General features: G+C 61.8%; 14 protein-coding genes. 9 read left to right on the forward strand and 5 right to left on the reverse strand.

Annotation, left to right across the window (positions count from 1 at the left end):
• Window positions 1-205: 205 nt before the first annotated feature.
• The gene (locus tag BR00_RS09135) at window positions 206-2113 is read right to left on the reverse strand and encodes a DUF2207 domain-containing protein (protein ID WP_496477284.1); all 1908 of its coding nucleotides are present in this window, start codon (window positions 2111-2113) and stop codon (window positions 206-208) included.
• Window positions 2110-2670: a LemA family protein gene (locus BR00_RS09140; RefSeq protein ID WP_496477285.1), complete on the reverse strand. Its 561-nt coding sequence runs from the start codon at window positions 2668-2670 to the stop codon at window positions 2110-2112. Before BR00_RS09140 ends, BR00_RS09135 begins: the two co-directional genes overlap by 4 nt.
• A 209-nt stretch (window positions 2671-2879) precedes the next feature.
• Here BR00_RS09140 and gpmA point away from each other — a divergent pair, with 209 nt between their 5' ends.
• Entirely contained in the window at window positions 2880-3635 is a 756-nt protein-coding gene (gene gpmA / locus BR00_RS09145; RefSeq protein ID WP_496477286.1) for a 2,3-diphosphoglycerate-dependent phosphoglycerate mutase, read from the forward strand.
• A gap of 127 nt (window positions 3636-3762) precedes the next feature.
• Here the strand turns inward: gpmA and BR00_RS09150 are convergent, their stop codons facing one another.
• Genes BR00_RS09150 through BR00_RS09160 form a run of 3 tightly spaced genes read right to left on the reverse strand, consistent with a single transcriptional unit; the run spans window position 3763 to window position 7047 of the window.
• Window positions 3763-4131, reverse strand: a complete 369-nt coding sequence (locus BR00_RS09150; RefSeq protein ID WP_496477287.1) for a YdbL family probable chaperone protein — start codon at window positions 4129-4131, stop codon at window positions 3763-3765.
• 11 nt (window positions 4132-4142) lie between these two features.
• A complete protein-coding gene (locus tag BR00_RS09155; RefSeq protein ID WP_496477288.1) occupies window positions 4143-4343 on the reverse strand; it encodes a hypothetical protein in 201 nt (66 codons plus the stop codon).
• Between the two features lies 1 nt (window position 4344).
• Window positions 4345-7047, reverse strand: coding sequence for an intermembrane phospholipid transport protein YdbH family protein (locus BR00_RS09160; RefSeq protein ID WP_496477289.1), 2703 nt, complete (start codon window positions 7045-7047; stop codon window positions 4345-4347).
• Between the two features lie 460 nt (window positions 7048-7507).
• On the opposite strand from BR00_RS09160, the gene BR00_RS09165 reads away from it, so the two are divergent.
• From BR00_RS09165 to BR00_RS09200, 8 genes are all read left to right on the forward strand, one after another.
• Window positions 7508-9298 carry a vWA domain-containing protein gene (locus BR00_RS09165; RefSeq protein ID WP_496477290.1) on the forward strand — a complete coding sequence of 597 codons (1791 nt, stop codon included), beginning with the start codon at window positions 7508-7510 and terminating at the stop codon, window positions 9296-9298.
• Between the two features lie 8 nt (window positions 9299-9306).
• The gene (locus tag BR00_RS09170; protein WP_496477291.1) at window positions 9307-10065 is read left to right on the forward strand and encodes an ABC transporter ATP-binding protein; all 759 of its coding nucleotides are present in this window, start codon (window positions 9307-9309) and stop codon (window positions 10063-10065) included.
• The gene (locus tag BR00_RS09175; protein ID WP_496477292.1) at window positions 10062-11897 is read left to right on the forward strand and encodes an ABC transporter permease; all 1836 of its coding nucleotides are present in this window, start codon (window positions 10062-10064) and stop codon (window positions 11895-11897) included. The genes BR00_RS09170 and BR00_RS09175 overlap by 4 nt, the downstream gene beginning before the upstream one ends.
• Complete coding sequence (locus tag BR00_RS09180; RefSeq protein WP_496477293.1) at window positions 11887-13575, forward strand: formylglycine-generating enzyme family protein; 1689 nt, start codon at window positions 11887-11889, stop codon at window positions 13573-13575. The genes BR00_RS09175 and BR00_RS09180 overlap by 11 nt, the downstream gene beginning before the upstream one ends.
• A 23-nt stretch (window positions 13576-13598) precedes the next feature.
• The gene (locus tag BR00_RS09185; RefSeq protein ID WP_496477294.1) at window positions 13599-14243 is read left to right on the forward strand and encodes a YMGG-like glycine zipper-containing protein; all 645 of its coding nucleotides are present in this window, start codon (window positions 13599-13601) and stop codon (window positions 14241-14243) included.
• Complete coding sequence (locus BR00_RS09190; protein ID WP_496477295.1) at window positions 14240-14779, forward strand: hypothetical protein; 540 nt, start codon at window positions 14240-14242, stop codon at window positions 14777-14779. The genes BR00_RS09185 and BR00_RS09190 overlap by 4 nt, the downstream gene beginning before the upstream one ends.
• The gene (locus BR00_RS09195; RefSeq protein ID WP_496477296.1) at window positions 14776-15882 is read left to right on the forward strand and encodes a S41 family peptidase; all 1107 of its coding nucleotides are present in this window, start codon (window positions 14776-14778) and stop codon (window positions 15880-15882) included. Before BR00_RS09190 ends, BR00_RS09195 begins: the two co-directional genes overlap by 4 nt.
• A 196-nt stretch (window positions 15883-16078) precedes the next feature.
• Window positions 16079-20629 (forward strand): hypothetical protein, encoded by a 4551-nt coding sequence (locus BR00_RS09200; RefSeq protein ID WP_496477297.1) that lies wholly within the window; start codon window positions 16079-16081, stop codon window positions 20627-20629.
• Window positions 20630-20631 lie beyond the last annotated feature (2 nt).

The following is a 20631-nucleotide window of genomic DNA, read 5'->3' on the forward strand; positions in this document are numbered from 1 at the left end:
GTTGGTTGCGGGAATGGATGGGATTTCCGCCTATAGGAAGCGGCTTTCGGGGGTGTCAAGGGAGGGCTGTTTACAAGAGTGGGGGCGAAAAGTGGATGTCCAAAAGCCCCGATGTCTGAAAAGCCCCATGGTCAAGAAGCTTGATGTCGAGGGCATGGCGCTGGTGGACGGAGGGGGCTTGGTCCTTGTGCCCGCGCTGTCTTGGCTACCAGCCGCCCCCGCCGCCTCCGCCTCCTCCGCCTCCGGAAGATCCGCCGCTCATGCCCGAGGAAGACCCGGGCGCCCGTGCCGCGGCGGCGATGCTGGAGTTCAGCTCGTGGCTCAGGCCCTGGGCAAAGGAGCTGGGGGTGTGGGGATGGAAGTGTGCCCCCACATACCACGAGGGGGTGTAGCCGGCCTCTTGGAGGATGCGGGCAAAGCGGGCGCCCCAGGCGTTTTCCACCTCCAGGGCGATGGCGTAGGGCAGAAAGCGCTCGAAGAGCGCGGGCGTCTCTTCGGGTGGATGAAGGAGCTCCAGACGTTCTTTTTCCGCCAGGCGCAGGTACATGCGGAACCCTTCGATTGCGTCCAAAATGCGGCGGCCGGCCACCGTCGGCGCCTTGAGGAGGTGATAGAAGAGTACCGCCGCCCCCATCTGCCCGGCCAGGGCTGCTGTAGTCGGAAGCCCCACCACATTTTGGAGAAACCACAGCCCGAGGACCTCTCCGCCCAGAAACGGTATGGAAAACACGGCGAGCACCGTGGCTGCCGCCTTTTGTCGCAAAAGCGGGCTCTTCCAGCCCTGCCACACCTGGCGCAGCATGGCGATGCAGCCGAAACTCCAGAAGGTGAGCCACACACAGAGGAAGAAAAAGGCCGGAAACTGCGGAGTGGAGATGCCAATCACAACCATGCACATGCCGGTGATGGCGAGTCCCGGCAGCGTCCAGGCGCTGTTGGTGCGAAAATAGGCCCCGGCCAGCTCCTTTTCCAAGGCGTGCTGCAGGGCGGTGCGGGCCGCGCGCATCACCCGGTGGTCCGAGCCATCGAGGCGTACATGGCGACGGCCGCGGGCCGACAGCGCTTCCCACAGGGCGGCTTCTCCGGGGGGAAGCGCGGGAGGGACGGCCGGGGGCGTGAGCTTGATGCTGCGGGAAGAGGATCCGGTATCCTTAATGCAGAGCAGGCCGCGTACCGCGAGGTTGACGATTGCCGCAGTCATGGCGGTGGTGTCGAAGCCCAGATGAAAGAGCATGCGCACCATGGCTGGCGAGAACCCTTTGGGCGGATCGAAGCGCGGGATGATGACTCCTGGCGCGGGGTCCCTGCCCACCCGTATCCAGGCAAAAACGTAGTATCCCAAGGCAAGTACGAGGCCGAGGCCCGCGGCTGTTGCTGTGGGGGAGGACAGGGCCTGCGGCGCCACGAGAAAGCGCCCCAGGTCATCGAGGGACGTGGGGGCGTCGTCGGATGGGGTGACCCAACCTTTGGGCCAGGTGACCACGATGGTCAGTCCTTCTCCTGGAGCATACGGCCGGGTGCTGGCAAAAAAGATGCGGGACTCGCCGCTGGGCAGGTCGAAGCCGGCGGTGCTGCCTTGAGGACCTTCATAGGCGCGGCCGGCGAAGCTCGTGGCGCCGGGCGGGAGTTGTACGGCGCCGGTGACCTGGTCCATGGGCAGACGCCAGCCATTGCCATTGACGTTCCAGTAGAGTTCGTCGTGTTCGGCAAAGAATCCCAATTGGCGGGTGGTCCGGTAGGCGATGGTGTACACATACTGGCCCGGGGCAAGGAAGACGTCTTTGGCGCCGATGAAGATGGCGACGCCGTTTTGCCGGCGCTCCACGTGGTAGGGCTCGGGATGGCCGTCGCGCAGCACGCGGATGAGCTCAAAGCCCACTTCCATGGTGCGGCCATGGGAGTCGGTGTAGCGGGTGGGAAACTCCCGCACGATGCCCCGGCGGATGGTTTCCCCCGTGGCTTGGACGGCGATAGTCTCTTCCACCGTGAGACTGGCGTCCGGATGCACGGTGATTTCCGCGTGGAAATGGAGCACCCGTTCTTGGGCGGCTGTAGCCGTCTGGGCGCAGGCGCTCCAGACCATGAGGAGGATGAGGGTGACCAGACGGTTCATGACCCAAAACGCACGTGGGGCGCGTTGCGGTCCGCCGGGTCTTCCAGCTCGAAAAACGGAGCCTTGGTAAAGCCGAAGCGGCCGGCCACCAGATTGGAAGGGAAAGACTCCACGGCGATGTTGAGGTCGCGCACCGCGCCGTTGTAGTAGCGCCGGGCCAGCTGGAGCTGTTCTTCGATTTCGCTCAAGGTCGTTTGCAAGCTGAGGAAGTTTTCGTTGGCCTTGAGTTGGGGGTAGTTTTCCGCCAAGGCCAACAGTCGGCCTAAGGCCGCGGAGAGCAGCGTTTGTGTTTGCGCCGCTTCTTCCACCGTGCCGGCGGCCACAGCCTGATTGCGCAGCCGCACCACTTCGGCCAGGGTCTTTTGCTCATGTCCGGCGTAGGCCTCCACCGTGGCCACGATATTGGGGATGAGATCCGCCCGCCGCTTGAGCTGGACTTCCACCCCGCTCCAGGCCTCATCCACGATGTTTCGGCGGCGCACCAGACCGTTGTAGATGGCAATGGCCCAGAGTGTGAGTCCCAGGCCGAGGGCGGCTAAAAGCACGAGCGGGAGCATACATCCTTCTTGGGTATCTGCAGGTAAATTCTTGTTTGGCTGTAGACAATGCCCCGCCCGCCCGCAAGGACACAATGCGGTTTTTGGGGAAGTACACATGCCAGCACAGCAGGGGCGGTTTTCGCATCCCCTTGGCGCGCCATTGCCCGCGCAGGCAAAGGTCGCTATGGGTGAGCGCACTCTCGCGCACTTTTTTCAAGGAGTTTCTCATGCACACCATCGTTTTTGTCCGCCATGGCGAGTCCACGTGGAACAAGGAAAACCGGTTTACGGGCTGGACGGATGTGGACCTCACGGAAAAGGGCATGGCCGAGGCCCGGGAGGCGGGGCGCATGCTCAAGGCCGAAGGGTTTACCTTTGACCGCGCCTTCACCTCGGTGCTCAAGCGCGCCAACAAGACCCTCAACCTCATTTTGGAAGAGCTCGATCTCTTGTGGCTGCCGGTGGAGCACTCCTGGCGCCTCAACGAGCGCCACTACGGTGGTCTGCAAGGCCTCAACAAGGCGGAGATGGCGGCCCAATATGGTGACGAGCAGGTGCTCATCTGGCGGCGTTCCTACGATGTGCGTCCCCCGGCCCTGGCCGAAGACGACGAGCGCCTCACCTCCATGATGGCGGACCCGCGGTATGCGGCGCTGCCCAAGGCGGAGTTCCCGCGCACCGAATGCCTCAAGGATACCGTGGCCCGGGTGGTGCCGTACTGGCAGACGGTCATCGTGCCGCGGATTTTGGCGGGCGAGCGCTTGCTGGTGGCCGCCCACGGCAACAGCCTGCGCGCACTCATCAAATACCTGGACGGCGTCTCGGACGAAGACATCGTGCGTCTCAACATTCCTACCGGCCAGCCGCTGGTCTACGAGCTCGACGAGAGCTGCCGCCCCATCCGCAGCCGCTATCTGGCCGACGAGGAGACCATCCGCGCCGCCCAGGCCGCGGTGGCCGCCCAAGGCAAGGCCGCCAAGTAGCGGGCCGGACTGCCGCTGCCGGACGTCCTCGCCTCCTGGGCCGTGCTCTTTGGGCGGCCCGGGTATACCACGCAAAACGCCCTGGATCTCCACCAGGGCGTTTTGCGTGGTATGCAGCCAAGGGGGGTTACTTTCTTTTCCACTTGCCCCCTGGGTCCTGAATCCAGAATCCGGTGGGCTCGCGTTCCGCGATTTGGGCTGCCCTGGCCTGGCCGACGAACTCGGGCGTCGTTCCCTGCCGGGCGGCGATGGCCTGATATACCGTCATGCGGTCGGTATTTTCCGCCTGAACCACGTCGGCGTGGGGCTTTTGCGGACTCAGAAATTCCAAGAATCCTTTGTTGTTTTCTCCTACCAGCCCTTGAGCCTTGAGCTGGGTGATCACGGGAAGCCTCGCCTTCATACGCTCTTTGATGCTGTCGGCCAGGGCGCTCTGGGCAAGGGCGAGAAGCACGAGGACAACGAGGGGCGCAATGGCATGTTGGAAAACGCGCATGGGATACTCCTTTATTGGGTGGGGGCGAGTTCTTCTTGGGCCTTGTCGATGTCGCTGAAGAAGTCTTCCAGGTCTTTTTGGACCCGGACATTGACGTCGATAGTGATGTGGATGGGTTTGACTTCCACCGGTGCCACCTGCACTTGATGCCGGGTGCTGCATGCCCCTTGCAGGGTGAGCAGCGCCATGAGAGCCAGGGGGAGAAATCGCACGTCAACCTCCGCTGTGGATACGTTTGATGAGTCGTTTGTAGTGCAAGAGCTGGTCAAGGGGAAGCCGGAAATTGACATCCAGCCGAATGCCTTGAAAGTTTGATCCTGGAGAACTGGCGGAAACCCGGGCAAAACCGCCGATATCGCGGTCATAGACAAAAGGCAGCGGCGTGGCGGGCTTGCCGTCGAGCTGCAGGGACACCACAAGTTCGCGGCCTTCGGTGTTCATGGTCACTGTAGCCCATTGGTAGACGAAGTTTTTGAGCGCCTCGGCGGCCAGATCCACTTGGCCGAATTGCGGTGTGTCGGGCGGTATGCCTACGGTGAGCATGCCTCCGGCGTCCACCTGGAGCACCCCGTTTTCCCCGGGGGTGGAGTAGAGAAAACCATTGTCGAAGGAGAGCGCCCCGCGCGTCCAGTGTACCGGAATGCGCCCATTGGCGGTGCCGTCGCCGCGCACCTGAGGCATACCGAGTTGCGCCAAGGCCTGAGCCAGGCGCACCCGGTCGCAGTAGAGCTCCACGGTGTAGTCTTCCACGTCGGGGTTGATGCGGAAGGATTGGGTGCCCACGCGGCCTTGGGCCCAGCGGAAATCACAGCGCTCCACGAAAAGGCTCTGGGGGCCTTCCACCTGGAAGTGGATTTCGCCGGCTTCGAGCTCCACAGAGCCCAGCTGCAGGCGCTGGAAGGAAAAGCGTTGTCGGGGCATGGAACGCACGGTGGCGAGGTCGGCGAAGGCCAGGTCAAGGGTGCCGTTTTCCAGGGCCATCTTGGCCGTTTCGTGACGCAGCGTGCATTGGGCAATGGCAAGGCGCGCCGGAATTCTGGGCTGCCCGGAGCCAAGCTGGAGGGCGGCGGAGGCGTTCAGCCGCGCGCTTCCGGAAAGCGAGGCCAAGGCGGGGAACACGCGCGCAAGCCTGCCGGGGAGCACCACCGTTTGGTCGGCCTGGACGTGGAGTTGCGTTTGCTCGGGGGAAAAGAAGTCGAGGAAGCCGCGCAGATCGGCGTGGATCCCCACCAGAGGGAGCTCTGCCCTGCCGCCAAGGTCAAAGCCCCGCGGTCCTTGGGTGATGCGGGCGGACAGCCGTGCGAGCGCATGTTTTTTCCACTGGACCTCCGCCTGTAGCGTGCCGGGGCCGGCGGCCGGCGTGGGCCAGGCTGCGGGCAGGGTGAGGGAGAGCTTCGCGGTGGCGTCCTTGCTGCGGCCGCTACAGGCTGCGGAGAAGAGCGCCTCCACGCGTGGGCGCTCTCCCAGGCGAAAGGTGGCGTTGGCGGCAAGGTGCGTGGATCGCATTTGCGCGTCTCGGGAGCGGGCGAAAATTTTGCCGTCGGTGATGCGGACTTCGCCTTCCACCACGCCGGAGGATTGAGGCGTGGCCATGGCGGTGATGCGCATCCCGGAGAGTTCAAGACTCGCGTTTGTCTGTACGATATGCGCGGCGCCGAGCTCGAAAGCGGCGCGAAGGACCGCGCCGTGCGGGTCGAGGCGGGCGGTGAGGTGCATGCGGCTTGCTTCCAGGGCGAGGGCGGCGTCCCCAATGCGCAGCGTGGCGGCTGCAAGGGTCGCATTGGCGTTCATCTCCCAGCCGTGGGATGTGCGCATGCCGGCGGCCTGCCCCACGATGCGCAGCGGCTCGGTGGACACCGGCCCAGGGGCCACGTCCATGCTCCAGGCGCATTCCAGTGCCCCGGAATGTGGGGAAAAGCGCAGGCGCTCAAGTGTCACCGCCGCCATTACGGGTTCGCGCAGGCGAAAGGGCGTGGCACGGAAAAGGATCTCGTCCTGCCAGCGGAGATCCACGGAGGTGGCGCCTTCTTGAACGAAGCGCATGTCCCCGAGCACCCCTTGCGCCGAGGAGATGCTGCCGGTGGCCTGGATTTCAGGCCCGTTCTGTGGCGTCGTGGCGGCGCGAAGCTCGGCCTGGGCCGCGCCGCTGAGGGGGATTGTTGGCATTCCCGGGATACTCGCGGCGAGCGCCGCAAGGGACGCCTGAGGCAGGGCGGCGGTCACGCGCATTTCTGCGCGCGCGATGTCCGCATGCACTGCCAGATGCAGCGGTTGCCCTGCAGGCTCCAGGACTGTCGTGAGCCGTGCCACGCCATGGGCGTCCACGCTTCCGGAAACGCTTATGGGAATCCGGGTGGCGGCAGATTCGCGGCGGATTTCCACCGTCCCTTCCACCTGGATGGCGCCCACTTCGGGCACGAAGGCGGGTGCGGCAGAGTCCTCTGCTTCGGGGAGGGAAATCCCCGGCACACTCCAACCCGCTTCGCTTTCCTGGAGCACCAGGCGCAGCCCGGTGATGCGCACCGCCTCAAGACGGCCGCGCAGAAGGCCGCCAACGCTCCAGCGCACCCCCGCTGTGGATGCGCGCAGTCCATCCCCCAGGGTGAGCGCTTCCAGGCCCACGCCCCCAAAGTCCGCCTGCCGCACCTGCAGGCGCAGTGCAGAAGCACCCAAGGACGCCGCCACGCGAGGTACGACGACCGTCTCCAGGAGCCACGGGGCAATCCGGGGAAGGATTGCCCAGAACAGCACTATTCCGAGCACCGCGGCGAGCAGCCCCCGGAGCACCAGCGCATTTTTTGACGGACGCCGGAGGGGATGGTCCGGCGGCGGAGAAGATTCGTGCATGCTTTTGGGTAGCACAGCGGAGCGGGAAAGCAAGTCCCCTGCGGCCGAGGCGTGATGCGGTGGCGGCATGTACTGTCATGTTTGCAAAACGTTGCTTGCACTGACGCGGCAGCCTTGATACGCATAGAAAAGAGAATTTTATATTCATAAATATACCAATGTGTTGTCAGTGCTCAGCAAGGAGATTGGCATGGCGTGCAAAGACCGTTGGCGGGAAGGAAGCATGTGCCTTCTGATGGGGTTGATGTTTTTTCTGAATGTTTCCTTGGGGTTTGCTCAATTATCAGACTTGGAGGGAACTGCGGGGCATGTGAGGCCGACTGTTTCTGCCGAGAAAGAGGGGAGTGCAGACGTCCTTTCCTCTTTGGAGGGGAGCACAGGGCAGACCGCATCCGCGTCGCCGACAAATGACGGCATCGTATGTTCTCCCGGAGCTCCGTGTCTGGAAGCCGCCACCCAACTTCCGTTGCGTGTTCTTCCGCGGCCATTTTCTTCCATATATCGTGAGGCGGTAGAAGACCCCAATGCCGTGGTCCAGGCCAATATCCCGGCATTCAAGCCGCTGTACGTTTTTGACCGTCAGGGGCTGGATCTTTCCCGTCCCGAGGCTCCTCAAGGATGGTATCACGTGGGACGCACGCGCACGGCACCGGAAGGGTGGATCCAGGCCAAAGACGCCTTGGAATGGCGCCAGGCGCTCCTGGTTTCCTACACTCATCCTGGAAATGAGCTGGAAGGGCGCAGCCCTGTGCTCATGTTTCGGGATCGTGTTGCGTTGGAGTCCATTGTCGATGCCATGGACATGGCTGGTCGGGCCAAGGATCTGTATGCGGCCATCGCTGCGGGCGCCATTCCGGAAGAGGTCGTGAGCATGGAGCCCAAGCGTTTTGTAGATATTACCAAGCACTTTTACCTGCTCCCGATTCTTCAGTGGCGCCAGACCCAGATTGGTGGTGATGATGTGCGCCTTTTGCAGCTGGCCGCAGCCGTACCGGGCGCGCGCGGCGCGGACACCGTCCGCAATCCGGATTATCTGGAGCAGGCCCAGGTTGGGCGCGGCCAGGGAGGAACGGTGCTCCAGGGGGTCAAGGCCGATATTGTCTTTGTCATCGACACGACGCGGAGCATGCAGCCCTTCATCGATATGACCCGCGAGGCCGTGGCCCAGATGAGTCGGCAGTTCAGCGCCGAGACCGCCGACCGATTTCGTTTTGGTCTGGTGGTGTTTCGGGATTCCTTGGAGGTCGCTCCGCAATTGGAGTACGTGGTGCGCAATGTGACTCCGGAACTCGTGAGCGCCCAGGACCTGGTGGGGCTTTTGGAGCGTGAAGGCAGCGCTACTGCTGTGGGGAGCGTGGATTATGCCGAGGAACTCTTCGCTGGTGTGGAAACCGCTTTGCATTCCAAATGGCGTGAGGGCGCCTTGCGTTTTGTGATCCTCATCAGTGACGCCAGCTCCCATCCCAAGGGGCATCCCCAGAACACCACCGGCAAAGACGAGACCGACCTGCGCCGGGAGCACGATGACGCCCAGGTTCATCTTTTTGCCATCCATCTCCAGGATCCACGAGCGAAAGAAGATCATCCCCGTGCCCAGGCGCAATTCGGGCGTTTGGCCCGTGTGCGTGGCACGGAGACATCCGCTCTCAAGGAAATCAATGCGTTTGAAGAGAGCGAATACCGTTCTTTGGCCGAACACCTCACCAGCCGCATCTCCACCTTGTTGAGCCAGACCATGGGGGCGCAGCCTGCGCAGGAAGCTGCGCCCCTGGAGGAAATGGACAAGCTGTGGGAAGCGGCACTCATCGAATACGTGGGGAAAGAGGCGAGCCCACCCAAAGACATCGTGGCGTGGGCATTGGATCGGGATCTCGTCAATCCTGCGATCAAGTCGTTGGAGGTGCGTGTCCTGGTCACCCGCGAGCAGCTTTCCTCTTTGGCCCAGACTTTGGATCAGGTGGTTCAGGCCCTCATGCGCGCCGAGGTCACCCAAGGGCAGTTTTTCGATGCGCTGCAGAGTGTGGCCGGTCAGGCCATGAAGCGCCCTGAAGATCTCGGCGGGGCCATGCGCCTGGCCGACACAGGGCTGCTGCCCGCGTTTATCCAAAGCCTGCCGTATAAGAGCGACATTTTGTCTCTTACCGAAGACATGTTCGCCAGTATGACTGCGGAGCAGCGCTCTCAATTGGAGTGGAGTATCTTGGCGAAACTCGACCAGTACCGAACCATCAACGAGCAGGTGGACGCGTGGTTTCGCATCAATGATACCGACCCAGATCAGGACATGGTGTACCCATTGCATCTGGATTATCTGCCATAGGAGCGGTCGTGGTTTCCGCAAGCGTGCCCATGGTCCGTCTGAAGGGGCTGGTGAAGATCCGCAGCCAAAACGAAAGCGTTTTCGAACTGCAGGTGCCGGACTTTCGTGTGGACCGGGGCGCGCTGGTGGCTGTGGTTGGGGAGAGCGGGTGCGGTAAAAGCACGCTTTTGGACGTGCTCGCCTTGATCATGGTCCCTTCGCAGGTGGAGCGCTTCGAACTTGTCGTGAACGCGCAGGCGCCGTCATGGGATATCGCCGCGTTGTGGCGCCGGGGGGATGAAGCCGCATTGGCCGCTTTGCGGCGGCAGTATTTGGGCTATGTGCTTCAGACCGGTGGGCTTTTGCCGTTTCTTTCGGTGCGCCGGAATATCGAACTTTCCGTCTCCATTGGCCGCAACCGTCCATCGGGCCGGCGTATCGAGGCAATGGCTCAGGACATGGGACTCGCCTCGTGCTTGGACCGGAAGCCGTCTTCCCTCTCCATTGGCCAGCGTCAGCGGGCGGCTATTATTCGTGCTTTGGCTCATGGTCCGCGTTTGATTTTGGCGGATGAGCCTACGGCTGCCGTGGACAAGGCACGAGCACGGACCATTATGCACGATATGTCCCGGTTGGCTCGGGACGACGGGGTGGCGGTGGTCGTGGTGACCCATGACATGGATCTCGTCGGGCTCCTGGCGGATGCGGTGTACGCCTTTGATGTGACGCCCGTGTCGGATACGCACATCCTCTCGGTCTGCCAGCCAGTGTCTGGAGACATGGTATGAAGCCGCAAGGGACGAATCCTCTTGGCCGCATCCCCGGCCTGGCAGGAGCCCATCTGCGGCACGAGTGGGTCCTGACCCTATGCTTGGTAATTGCCCTGGCGGCAGTCATTGCTCCGCTTTTGGTCCTGCTGGGACTCAAACATGGTACCATCCAGACCTTGCGCCATCGTCTGGTCCAAGACCCTGTTTTTCGGGAAATCCGGCCGACACAGACCCGGGTGCTGTCCCCTCGGTGGTTTGCGGATGTGGCATCTTGGCCAGAAGTGGGCTTTTTGACTCCGACTATCTTGCCGCTGTCTTCCGTCGTCAGTGTTGTTCTTCAAGATCGGAAAACCGCACTGTTCGATCTCGTTCCGACTGCCCCTGGGGATCCGCTCATTGTGGAAAATGGTGGTGCCGTGCCCGAGGACGGGCAGGTGGTCCTTACGGAAGAGGCGGCCCGTGTGGCTGGCGTGAAGCCGGGGGGCACACTGGAAGTGCGGGTGACCCGCGTTCGGGGAGGACGCTCAGAGGTCGGGGAGGCCAAAGTGCAGGTCATTGCGGTGCTGTCTTCTCGGGCGGGGTCTTTGCCGCGGATCTACGCGCCTCTCGCCTTCGTGTTGGACGTGGAGGCCTTCAAAGAAGGTTACGCCGCTCCTGCCCGGGGATGGCCAGGGGAGACCCCGCACCCCTACCCAAGTTTTGACGGCGCGGTGCTTCTCGTTCCGGAGCCGCTTTTGCCCATTGTGCGTTCCGGGCTGGTCATCAATACAGGCTTTGCCCGGATGGAGGAAATCGGTCGGGGCCGTATCCGGGAACTTTTGGGCCGGGAGCCGCCGGAGGGCTTCGTCGGCTACGAATTGTTTGCCCCTGCCTCGCCGGTGACCATGGCCAGCCTCCGCGCCGTGGAGCAAAAATTGCGAGGCTATCAGCGAGCGCTGTTTCCCTACGTCCGCGATGTGGATGTGCGCATTGGTGGTCAAAGGACGCTCCCTGTGGGGCTGTCCCTTGATGCCTCCCACGCGGAGTTTTTGGGATGGCCGACTACTCCGTGGCCGAGTTGGGGAACGCGCGATTACAATGGCGGTCCTCCCCCGTGCCTTTGGCCTGCGCACCACGCTCCACCTGCGGGCATGTCTGTGGAACTGCGTGTTCTCGGCGTTGAAGAGCTTTCTTTTCCTGTGCGCATTGTCGGGGAAACCGATCTGGATCGTCCGGTGCTGCCCGCCGGACTCATGGGGGTATTGCGCACCTCCATGCTGCGCCGCGTGAATTTCGACTCCGCAACGCAGTCCTTTCAAATGGCTCGCAGCGGTTACCGGGGATTTCGTCTCTATGCGAAAACGATCGATGATGTGCCTTCGTTGTATCACCGTCTCAAGGAGCAAGGATTGGAAGTGATCGCGCAGGTGGAGGCTATCGAACGTATTCAGGTTTTAGATCGGGGGCTTGCCCGTTTGCTTTGGCTCATCGCGGCGCTTGGGGTATGCGGCGGCGTTGGCGTGTTGGTGGCGAGCCTTTATGCCGCGGTGGATCGTCTGCGTCGGGAGTTGGGGGTACTGCGGCTTTTGGGGTTTTCCCGGGCGCATGTGTTCTTTTTTCCCATCGTGCAAGGGCTCTGCATTACCGGCATGGGACTGGCAGCGGGGGTTGGGGGCTATGCGCTGCTCGCCCGGACCATTGACCATGTGTTTGCTATGGACCTGGCGCCTGGCGAGACTTTTTGTGTGTTGCCGGGCTCGTATATCCCTTGGTTTGGTCTTGCCACGTTGGTGTTGGCGAGCCTGGCATCGTTGGTGGCCGCTTGGCGGGCAACCGGTATCGATCCTGCGGAGGTTATTCGTGAACAGTAATACTGGCAGGCTGTGGCCAGCGTCGCTTGTGGCGTTTTTTGTGGTGGCGATGGGCGTTGGCATAGCCCCCTTCGCACAGGCGGCGGCTCTGGCCCCAACTCCTTCCAATCCCAAGCCCGCAGCAGGGGATTTGATTTTGCCCATGCCCGGAGGCGAGGAGATGGTCTTTCGGCGTGTCCGGGTCCCGGGCAAGGGATTTTGGGGAGATCAAAGCCGCATCATCCAGATTGGCGATGCCTCGGGTGGAATTTTCGAAGGACTGCAACGCACCCAGGTTAGTGGTTCGTTTCCCTCGGACCAAGGGGATGCCTGGGAGATCATCCTCGGCAAGTATGAACTGACCCGGGGGCAGTTTGCCGCAGTTATGGGGATGGAGACATTGGTGGCAGTCGGTCATGATCCTGAGGTGCAGACGTTGTCCACCCTCAAAGGGCGCAGTCTGCGTGAAGCCCTTATGAAGCCGCTTACGTACGTGAGTTATGGTGACGTAGTGGAATTTTTGCGCCGCTATAATCAATGGCTTTTTGATCCCGCCCACCCGGAGCGTGTGGAGGCCATGCCTCGGGTGGATGGCGTGCCGGGGTATGTACGGCTGCCCACGGAAGACGAGTGGGAGTACTGTGCTCGTGGCGGCATGGAGGCCATCCAGGCCGGGACTTTTGATGAGCGGTTGCCGTTTCCTGTGGCGGAGGCAGTTGAGTTCGCGTGGATTTTGGACAACGCCAAGCACAAGCTGCGTCCCATTGGGCTGCGCAAGCCGGATATTCATGGTTTCTATGATCTTTTGGGCAACGCCCAGGAGATGACTGCGGGGCTTTTTCGCCCTGAAGTCTGGCAGGGGAAGCCTGGAGGGGTCCCCGTGCGCGGCGGCAGTGTTTCGACGCCCTTGGCGGAGTTACGGAGCTCTTTGCGGGCAGAGCTGGATGTTTACGGTTGGGACCCGGACGCCAAAAAGATCGAGGAACGCAAGTCGTTCAATACAGGGGCGCGTTTGGCCTTGGGATCCAATGTCGTGGTCAGTTCGGCCCAGCGGCGCGCCATTGAGCGCGAATACGCCGCCTATAAAGCGGAATTGCGTCGGACCATGCCCGTGGGGCGCACTCTCGACAACCTGGTCAGTCAGGCATCGGTCCAGATCGGTGCCGTGGATCCCATCATTGAGCGGCTGATCAAGGAGCACCCCGAACTGCAGTCGTCTTTGGCCGCGGTGCAGGATTCCTTGAGCAAGGCTCGGGAGCGCTTGGAACTGGCCCAGCGGGAAAGCGCCCGCAGCCTGGCCCAGGACGCCAGCCGCAACGGGGTCAATTTGTCCGTGTATTTATCCCGGCTCGAGCGCTTGGCGGGGGCGTTGGCGACGGCCAAAGAGTTGGCGGCAACATCAGCGCGCTACCAGGAGCAGGTCGCTGCAGTGGAAAAATCCATGGCGGATCTGGAGCGGGCTGCGCGCGAGCAGTTTCAAGGCTACCGGGACAAGGTGGGTAAGCTCGGCGAATATAGTCGTGAACACAGGGAGTTTGCGTTTCAACAGTTGGAATCGAGCAAAGTGACCTCGCGGGAGCGCGAGGTTCTGACACTGCTCAAAAAGCACGTTGCAATTTTCGCGGACCAACGCCGGGCGGATCCGGATGCGTGGTTTGAGGATTTTCGAAAACAGTTCCGAGGTTTTTTGGATTCATAACCTTTTGTGCAGGGGGAGAGGATATGCACAGTGCAAAAAAACTTGTCGTGATGCTTGTGATGGTGGCTCTTGTGTCTGGTTGCGCGACCATGTCGGACCAGACACGCACCAAGGCGGAAGGCGCGGGCGTGGGGGCCGTGGTGGGAGGCCTTTTGGGGTACGCTATCGGCGGTGGCCGCGGCGCGGCTGTGGGAGCCGCCCTTGGGGCAGGGGCTGGATTTTTGGTGGGCAATGAAATCGCCAAACGTAAACAGGCCTATGCTTCGACGGAAGACTTTCTCGATGGAGAAATTGCGAGTACCCAGGAGTACAACCGGACGCTTGTAGCATACAATTCCAAGCTTTCGAGTGAAATAGCTGCGCTTGAAAAAGAGTCCAAGATGTTGCGTTCCCGTTATGACAAAGGACAAGTCGATAAGAAAGTCCTTCTTGCCAAGAGTGCTGCTTTGCAAAAAAAGATCGATGATGCCAAAAATCTGGAGAAGACTCTGGCAAAAGAATTAGAAGTGCAGACTGCTATCTTAGAACAAGAGAAAAACAACCGGCCAAAAGATGACAACTACATCAAACGGCTGGAGAAAGAGGTGGCGGCGCTGCAGAAAAACCTGGACAAACTTCGTCAGGGAAGTTCGCAACTCGCTCAGATCGATCAGAGGTTGTCTGTATGAAGATCCATATCTTGCCTATCGTCGTGGCGCTGGGGATCTTGGCTGGGTGCGCCGGGCAGCACGATCCCCGTACAGGTGGTTTTTTTGGAGGAATGGCGGGGCTGAGTAGCGGCGCATATGCAAAGCGCGTCCAGGAGCGTCAGGCGAGGCTCGAGCAGCTTCGTGCCACCCAGCGGGAGTTGGATGCTGAAAAGGGCCGGCTCGAGGCGGAGAAGTCCCGGGCCGATGCCCGGGTCCGGGAGGACCGGGCCAAGGTGGATGCCATGCAGGCCGACATCGCCGCCTTGGACAAGAAAATCCAGGCGTTGTCTTCCCAGGAGGGCGTGGATCAGAAGCGGGTGGCCCAGATGCAGAAGCGTCTGGCGGATCTCAAGGCCGGCCTGAAGCGCCAGGAATCTTCCCTGGACGCCCTGGAAGGCAGCGGCCTGGGAGATTCCGACGTGGATTTGCGCAGAAAGCAGCTGGAGGCGCAACGGGACGCTCTTCGCAAGGAATACGACCTGCTCATGAAGATGCAGATGGAACTGGCCCAGTGAGAGGGGTGTCGGCCGCGGCCCTTTTCCTGGCCGTGCTCCTGACGGCGCCGTGTCTCCACGCGGCGCCGCTGGAAGCGATTCGGGACATCCTGCGCCGCCACCTTTTGAACCCTCCGGGCGAGGCCGCCTTGGCGGCCTTGTCGGAAGAAAACCTGGCGACGAAACTGCGGGACATCGATCCCTACGCCCGGATCTTTTCGGCGGCAGAGTACGGGGCTCTCACGGCGGCAAGGCATGCCTGGGTGGGAATCGGCGCCGGCCTGTCCCTGCGGGGACCTATGCCCATCCTGCACGTTTACCGAGGGGGCGGGGCGGACCGGGCGGGGGTCCCGGACCGGGTTCGCCTGCTGGAGATCGACGGCCGGCCGGTGGCCGGTCTGGATGCCGAAAGCATCGCCCTGCGCCTCAGGGGCGAGGAGGGATCCACCGTCCGGCTGACGGTGTCCCTGCCGGGCGGGGGCACGAAACATTTTTCGGTCCGCCGGGAGTCCTTTACCCCCCTGGACGTGGAGGTCATCCCGCCCGGAGAGCAGCGCCTGGTCCGCATTCGGGACTTCGTTGGGGGAGTCACCCGACCGGCCCTGCGCGCCACCTTGGACTTCTTGGCCCGCACAGCTTCCACCCGCGAGGCGGCCCCCCTCATCATCGACCTGCGGGACGCCCTTGGCGGGGATTTGTATGAAGCCTTTGATCTGGCCGGCATGTTTCTTCCGGCTGGAGCCGTGCTGGGCATTGTTCGCGGCCGGGACGGCTACTCCATGGAGGTGCACGCTCCGCCGGGAGACAAATTCACCATGCCGCTCATCCTCCTGGTGGGCCCGGAAACAGCCAGCGCCGCGGAAATCTTCGCCGGCATCCTGCAGCGCACCCAACGGGCGGCGCTGGTGGGCCGCCCCACATTCGGCAAGTGCGTGTCCCAGACCGACGCCCGACTGTCGGACGGGTCCGTGCTGCGCTACACCAACAAGGAAGTGCTGTTTCCCGGGGGGGATACCTGCACGGGAACGGGACTGACCCCGGATCTCCTCGTTGCTGAGGACGAGATGGACAGCCTTCCCCGGCTGCTGGAGCGGGTGCAAGGCTTCGTGCGGAAACATCCGTAGGAGGCTGTCTGAGCACTCCCCCACCCGTCACTCCCGCACAAGCGGGAGTCCACAAGTTGACGGAAATCGTGGATCCCCGCTCTCCGTTCAAGCCGTGGACAATCTTCGCGGGGATGACGAATGGGCGTTCAATGTCGGAAATCAGTCATGTCGGACAAGCTCCGTTGGCCACGAGAGCGCCCTGCAGGAGGGGATTATGATGAGAATCGCCTGGATACGTTTGATACACCTCGTCCTTCTGTCCCTCCTCCTTTCGGAACAGGCTCTGGCCTGGACTCCCGGCCTCAAGGAAGCGGCCGAGGCCTTTGCCTTGGGCAAGGCGTCTGCCGCCCAGGAGATGATGCTCTTTGTCCACAACAAGGAGGTCAACCTGCTGGCCCAGGAGGGCAAGATCTCCATGTCCACCTACCGGCGGTGCCAAGAGGATTTCTTTCGGCTCAACGAGGAATTTGCGACCAAGGCCGTAAGGGAGGCCGGCTTCGATCCCAGCATCAGCAACCGCAAATACAACCCGGGTACGGATACCGACGTCAACGTGCTGGGCAAGGGCGGAAAGAAGGTGCGCCTGGAGGACATCAAGAAGATCGACGCCAATTATCAAAAGATCGTTCAGGAGCATTTCCGCAGCAAAGGGCTCGATCCTCCGGCCGGCACAATGCAAACGGAAACGGACTTCATGCCCCACCCGGAATATACCGACCCGCAAGAATTTCAGAGGATCGTTGATTACGTCAATCAAAACGGCGGGACGGCCTACAAGGACCCGCGCGCCGCCTCGGCCCAGGCCAAGCTCGGCACATCCCAACCCATGAGCATCGACGAAGCTTCCAGCTTCAGCGCCGCCATGAAGGACATGGCCGAGATGAAGATCAAGAAGGCCAACGCCCTGCGGGCCCAGGCCAAGTCCATTCGAAGCTCCAATCCCGGTCAGGCGGAGTATCTCGAGGCCCAGGCCCGGCAATTCGACTATCAGGCCGCCAAATACCACAATCGCATCCACGCCGCGAACAATCACCTCCGCCGGCAGTACGGCCTGCCGGAAAACCCCAAAAACATCACCGGATTTGACCAGTCCGCCGACATCATCGAGCTTGCCGGACGCAATCCCTTCACGGGCAAGGACGCCTCGGTGATTCATAATCTCCACCAAAGCGCGTTGCAGGCTTCCACGGACGACATGATCGATACCTTGGTGGAGGTCGCCCAAAAAGACCCGTCCAAGATCTCCAAGCTCCAGAAAGCATTAGGAAAAGAAATCGCTCATCTGCCTCCCAACAGGGCCGGGCAGGCCATCGAGCGCATCGAGAACGCGACCAAGGGGGTCAAAGGCCTGGAGGGAACCCTTGCCAGAGGTGCTGTTGCGGAAGCCAGAGCTCTGAAGCGGATTCAGCAGATCAAATCTTCGGGCACTATTTGGAAAAAGGATATCGGCCCTGCGCTCGGCAAGGGCATGAAAGTCATCATGACCGCCGGAAATGCGGTTCTGATAGCCTCTCAGGGCGTTTCCATCACGCTGGACAATGTCAAGGCCACGGACACCCTGTGGGATTATTTCCGCAACTGCTACTACCATGCTTTTTGGGAGGGCACAGGGATCGGGCCGGCCTTCGAGCAGGCCCAACGCGAGGAGATCGACCGGTTCACGAAAGAGGTCGAGGCGGGCAGGTCTCCGTCCATGACCAAACACGTGACGTTCACCCTGCTCAAGACGGGCGTCTATATGGGAAAGGACGCCATTATCGGTCTTCTCTACCTCCCCGACACCATCTGGGAATATTTCACCCAGGAAAAAGAGTTGGAAGGGTATGCGGCCATGCAGAACGAGCTGGCCAAGGTCATGCGGCAGATGATCTTGGACCGGAAGAATTTCGAGCAGACTTTGGCCAATATGAAGAAAATGGGATTGGCCGACGCCGACGCCAAACCATTCCTCGATTGTTTGTGCTCCGGGTGCGGCGGTTCTCTGGGCGGTTTTTTCAATCCCGGCTTCGAATCCGATGTGGGCCACGGTCCGTGCCAATGCAACGGCCCCTTGTCCATCTGGAAGACGCCTCTGCCCACCGACAAACAAGCCCAATACGAATGCTTCAACAAGGTGACCACGTTGCGCTACGACCAGGCGCAGGCGGTTTTCGAAAAATGGCGGCAACGGGTAGCCGAGGAAAACGCCAGGAGCGTTCAGCCTGAATTCCATGCCATCATGCAGGATGTCACCCATGGGGTAATGAAAGAGGAAGAGGGCGCACGGAATATTGCGGATCGCTTCGCCTCCATTCGGGATCTGCTCCTTCCCCAGGACGTGGACTCCGTTCGGGCATTGGTGGAACCCCATTTGCAAAATCACGCCGTCAGGAATTTGGAAACGGGCGACGTGGACCGGGCCGTGGACAACCTGGATCGGGCCCTGAACAAGATCGGCGCCCGCAGCGCCCAGCAACGGGTGAATCTGGAACAATTCAAGGCCCGCTACGAGCAGTGGGCGAAAAAGTGGCGGGAAACCAAGGAGCAGAAGTTCCCGGAAATCGAGGCCCTGATGCAAAAGAATCAGATGTTGCGGGCCAGGAGCGAAATCGAAACCTTGGAATACAGGATGCTCAAGGACCCGAAGCGTCCTTTGCCGCCGGCCGTGAGGGATCCGGCGTTTCTCCGCTTGAAGGAACGGTTGGCCAGCCTTCAGAAGCGATATGAACAGCGCATGCAGGAGATGTGGGACAAGGTGAAAACGCTGGGCGCGGACCATGAGCATCGGCTGGCCATCCCCATCCTGCAAAAGGCCCTGGAGGAATGGGAACATCCGCCGTCTGCCAAGGACAGGTTGCTCCGTCAGCTGGAATATCACCAGGGGGAGGTCAAACGGGCTGAGGATAAGAGAACGCTTGGCCGGCGCTATGAAAAGGATGGCGATCTGGAGCAGGCGATCCTCCAGTACGAGGAAAGTCTGCGAATTCAGAAAGACAGCGCCCTGGAGCGGGACGTGGCCCGGCTGAAGACGACGGTTCAGAAACAAGCCCAGGCCAAGGCGCTTTGGTCCGAGGCGCAACAGTTGCAAGGAGTACAGAAGTATGCAGAGGCCATCCGGAAATACAAGGAGGGACTGGCCCTTTGGGACGCCCCGGCCATAAGAGACCGCGTGGCTGGTTTGGAAAAATTCCTGGCGGATCGTGAAAAGCAGAAAGCGGCCGAAGCTCCCTCGCCAAAAGCAAAGGGCGTTGCCACCCAACAGAATCAGACCATCCGACCCGCCCCCGCTTCGCCGCCGGTGCGTGTGGCCGGCAAGTGGCGCAGCACGGAGGGCGAGTTGACGCTCAACCAGAAGGAGCGCGCCGTAAGCGGGTCCTATCCCAAGGACCGAGGCGAAATTGTCGCAGAAATGACCGGTAACGTCTTGGAGGGATACTGGATCGAGGATGCGGCCAATAAACGGTGCGCCACCGCGAAAAAGGGTCGTTTTTATTGGGGGCGCATCAAGTGGATCTTCAGCGGTGACCGGTTCAGCGGGGGGTGGGGGTACTGCGAAGAGGCTCCCGTTCATCCATGGACCGGAGAGCGTTTGGGTGCCGCTTCGGATACCGGCAAGTCCGGTGGGGATCGTAATGCGTCCTCCCCGCCGACCACCTCCCCCAAGGCAAAGACGGCCCAACCTCAGCCCGCCCCCACAACCGCTAGCGCGCCGGAGGTTTCCGTCCCCAAAGGCTGGAAGCCCGTGGCCATCGGCAATGTCCGTTTCGCGGTGCCGGCGTCGTGGCAGTACACGACGGAACCTGATCCCGAATCGGGGAAAATCCATATCTACTGGGATGGGAATTTTGATGCCCCAAAGCACGGGGTGTCCGGCGGTGTCGTGGGCAGTTACGGCCGGGCGAAGTCGGAATTTTCCGGGCTGAGAACCGTGCACCTGGGCGGCGTGGACGTCTTGCGCGCCGATGACGGATCGGCCGTGAATTTCCTTTTTCCTCCCATGCCCGACGGCCGCGCGGTGCTCTTGATAGTGGTTCGCGGCCCCGCCGGCCGCCAGGAGGTCATCGACGCCGTGCTTTCCTCCGTGCGTGTGGACGGCCAGGCCGGATCGGCGGCGGGGAGGACCGCTCCCCCGGAGCGTACCTTCGAGGTCGGCAACACCTCCTCCGTGGACAACGGTCCCACCCAACCCACGGTTTTTTCTCTCAAGAGCCCCCGTGTGCTGGCCGCCATCTCCACCTACCATTGGAATCACGGCAAGGGCACGGCGACCCCCGGCACCATCGCCCTGCGCGACTTTTCGGGGCGTCTGTTTGGCCCCTGGAAGACGCAAGGGTCCCCGGGGCAGGGCGGTGTTCCCAATGCCAATTGGACCGCGAGGCCCATGGCGGAGCTCCCGGCCGGGACGTATACCGTGGTGGACTCCGATCCCGCCACCTGGGCGCATAACCCGCAGTCCGGAGGGAGAGGCTTCGTCCGGGTGGAGACCCTTCCTGTGGGCGATTCCGCCGGAACCGCCCCGAAAGGCCGGGCGATGGAGCGCTGGGTGAATGCCCGCGATCCCAACCACTATGTCCAGCGTGAGACCACCGCCCAAGGGGTGCGCTGGGTCGAGTACATCAACGGCAAGGCGCTCTTCCGTTTCGAAGAAAAGGGACGATCCTCCTCCGAAAGAACGGTCACACTCGACGATCCGTCGCGGGGAATCTCGGCCACGCTCTATCCGGACAGGTTCGACTACGGCCGGGGAAGCAGGATCCTCGGGACACACCGGGGAGGATGGGAATAAAC

The organism is Thermodesulfomicrobium thermophilum DSM 16697 (assembly GCF_059568695.1).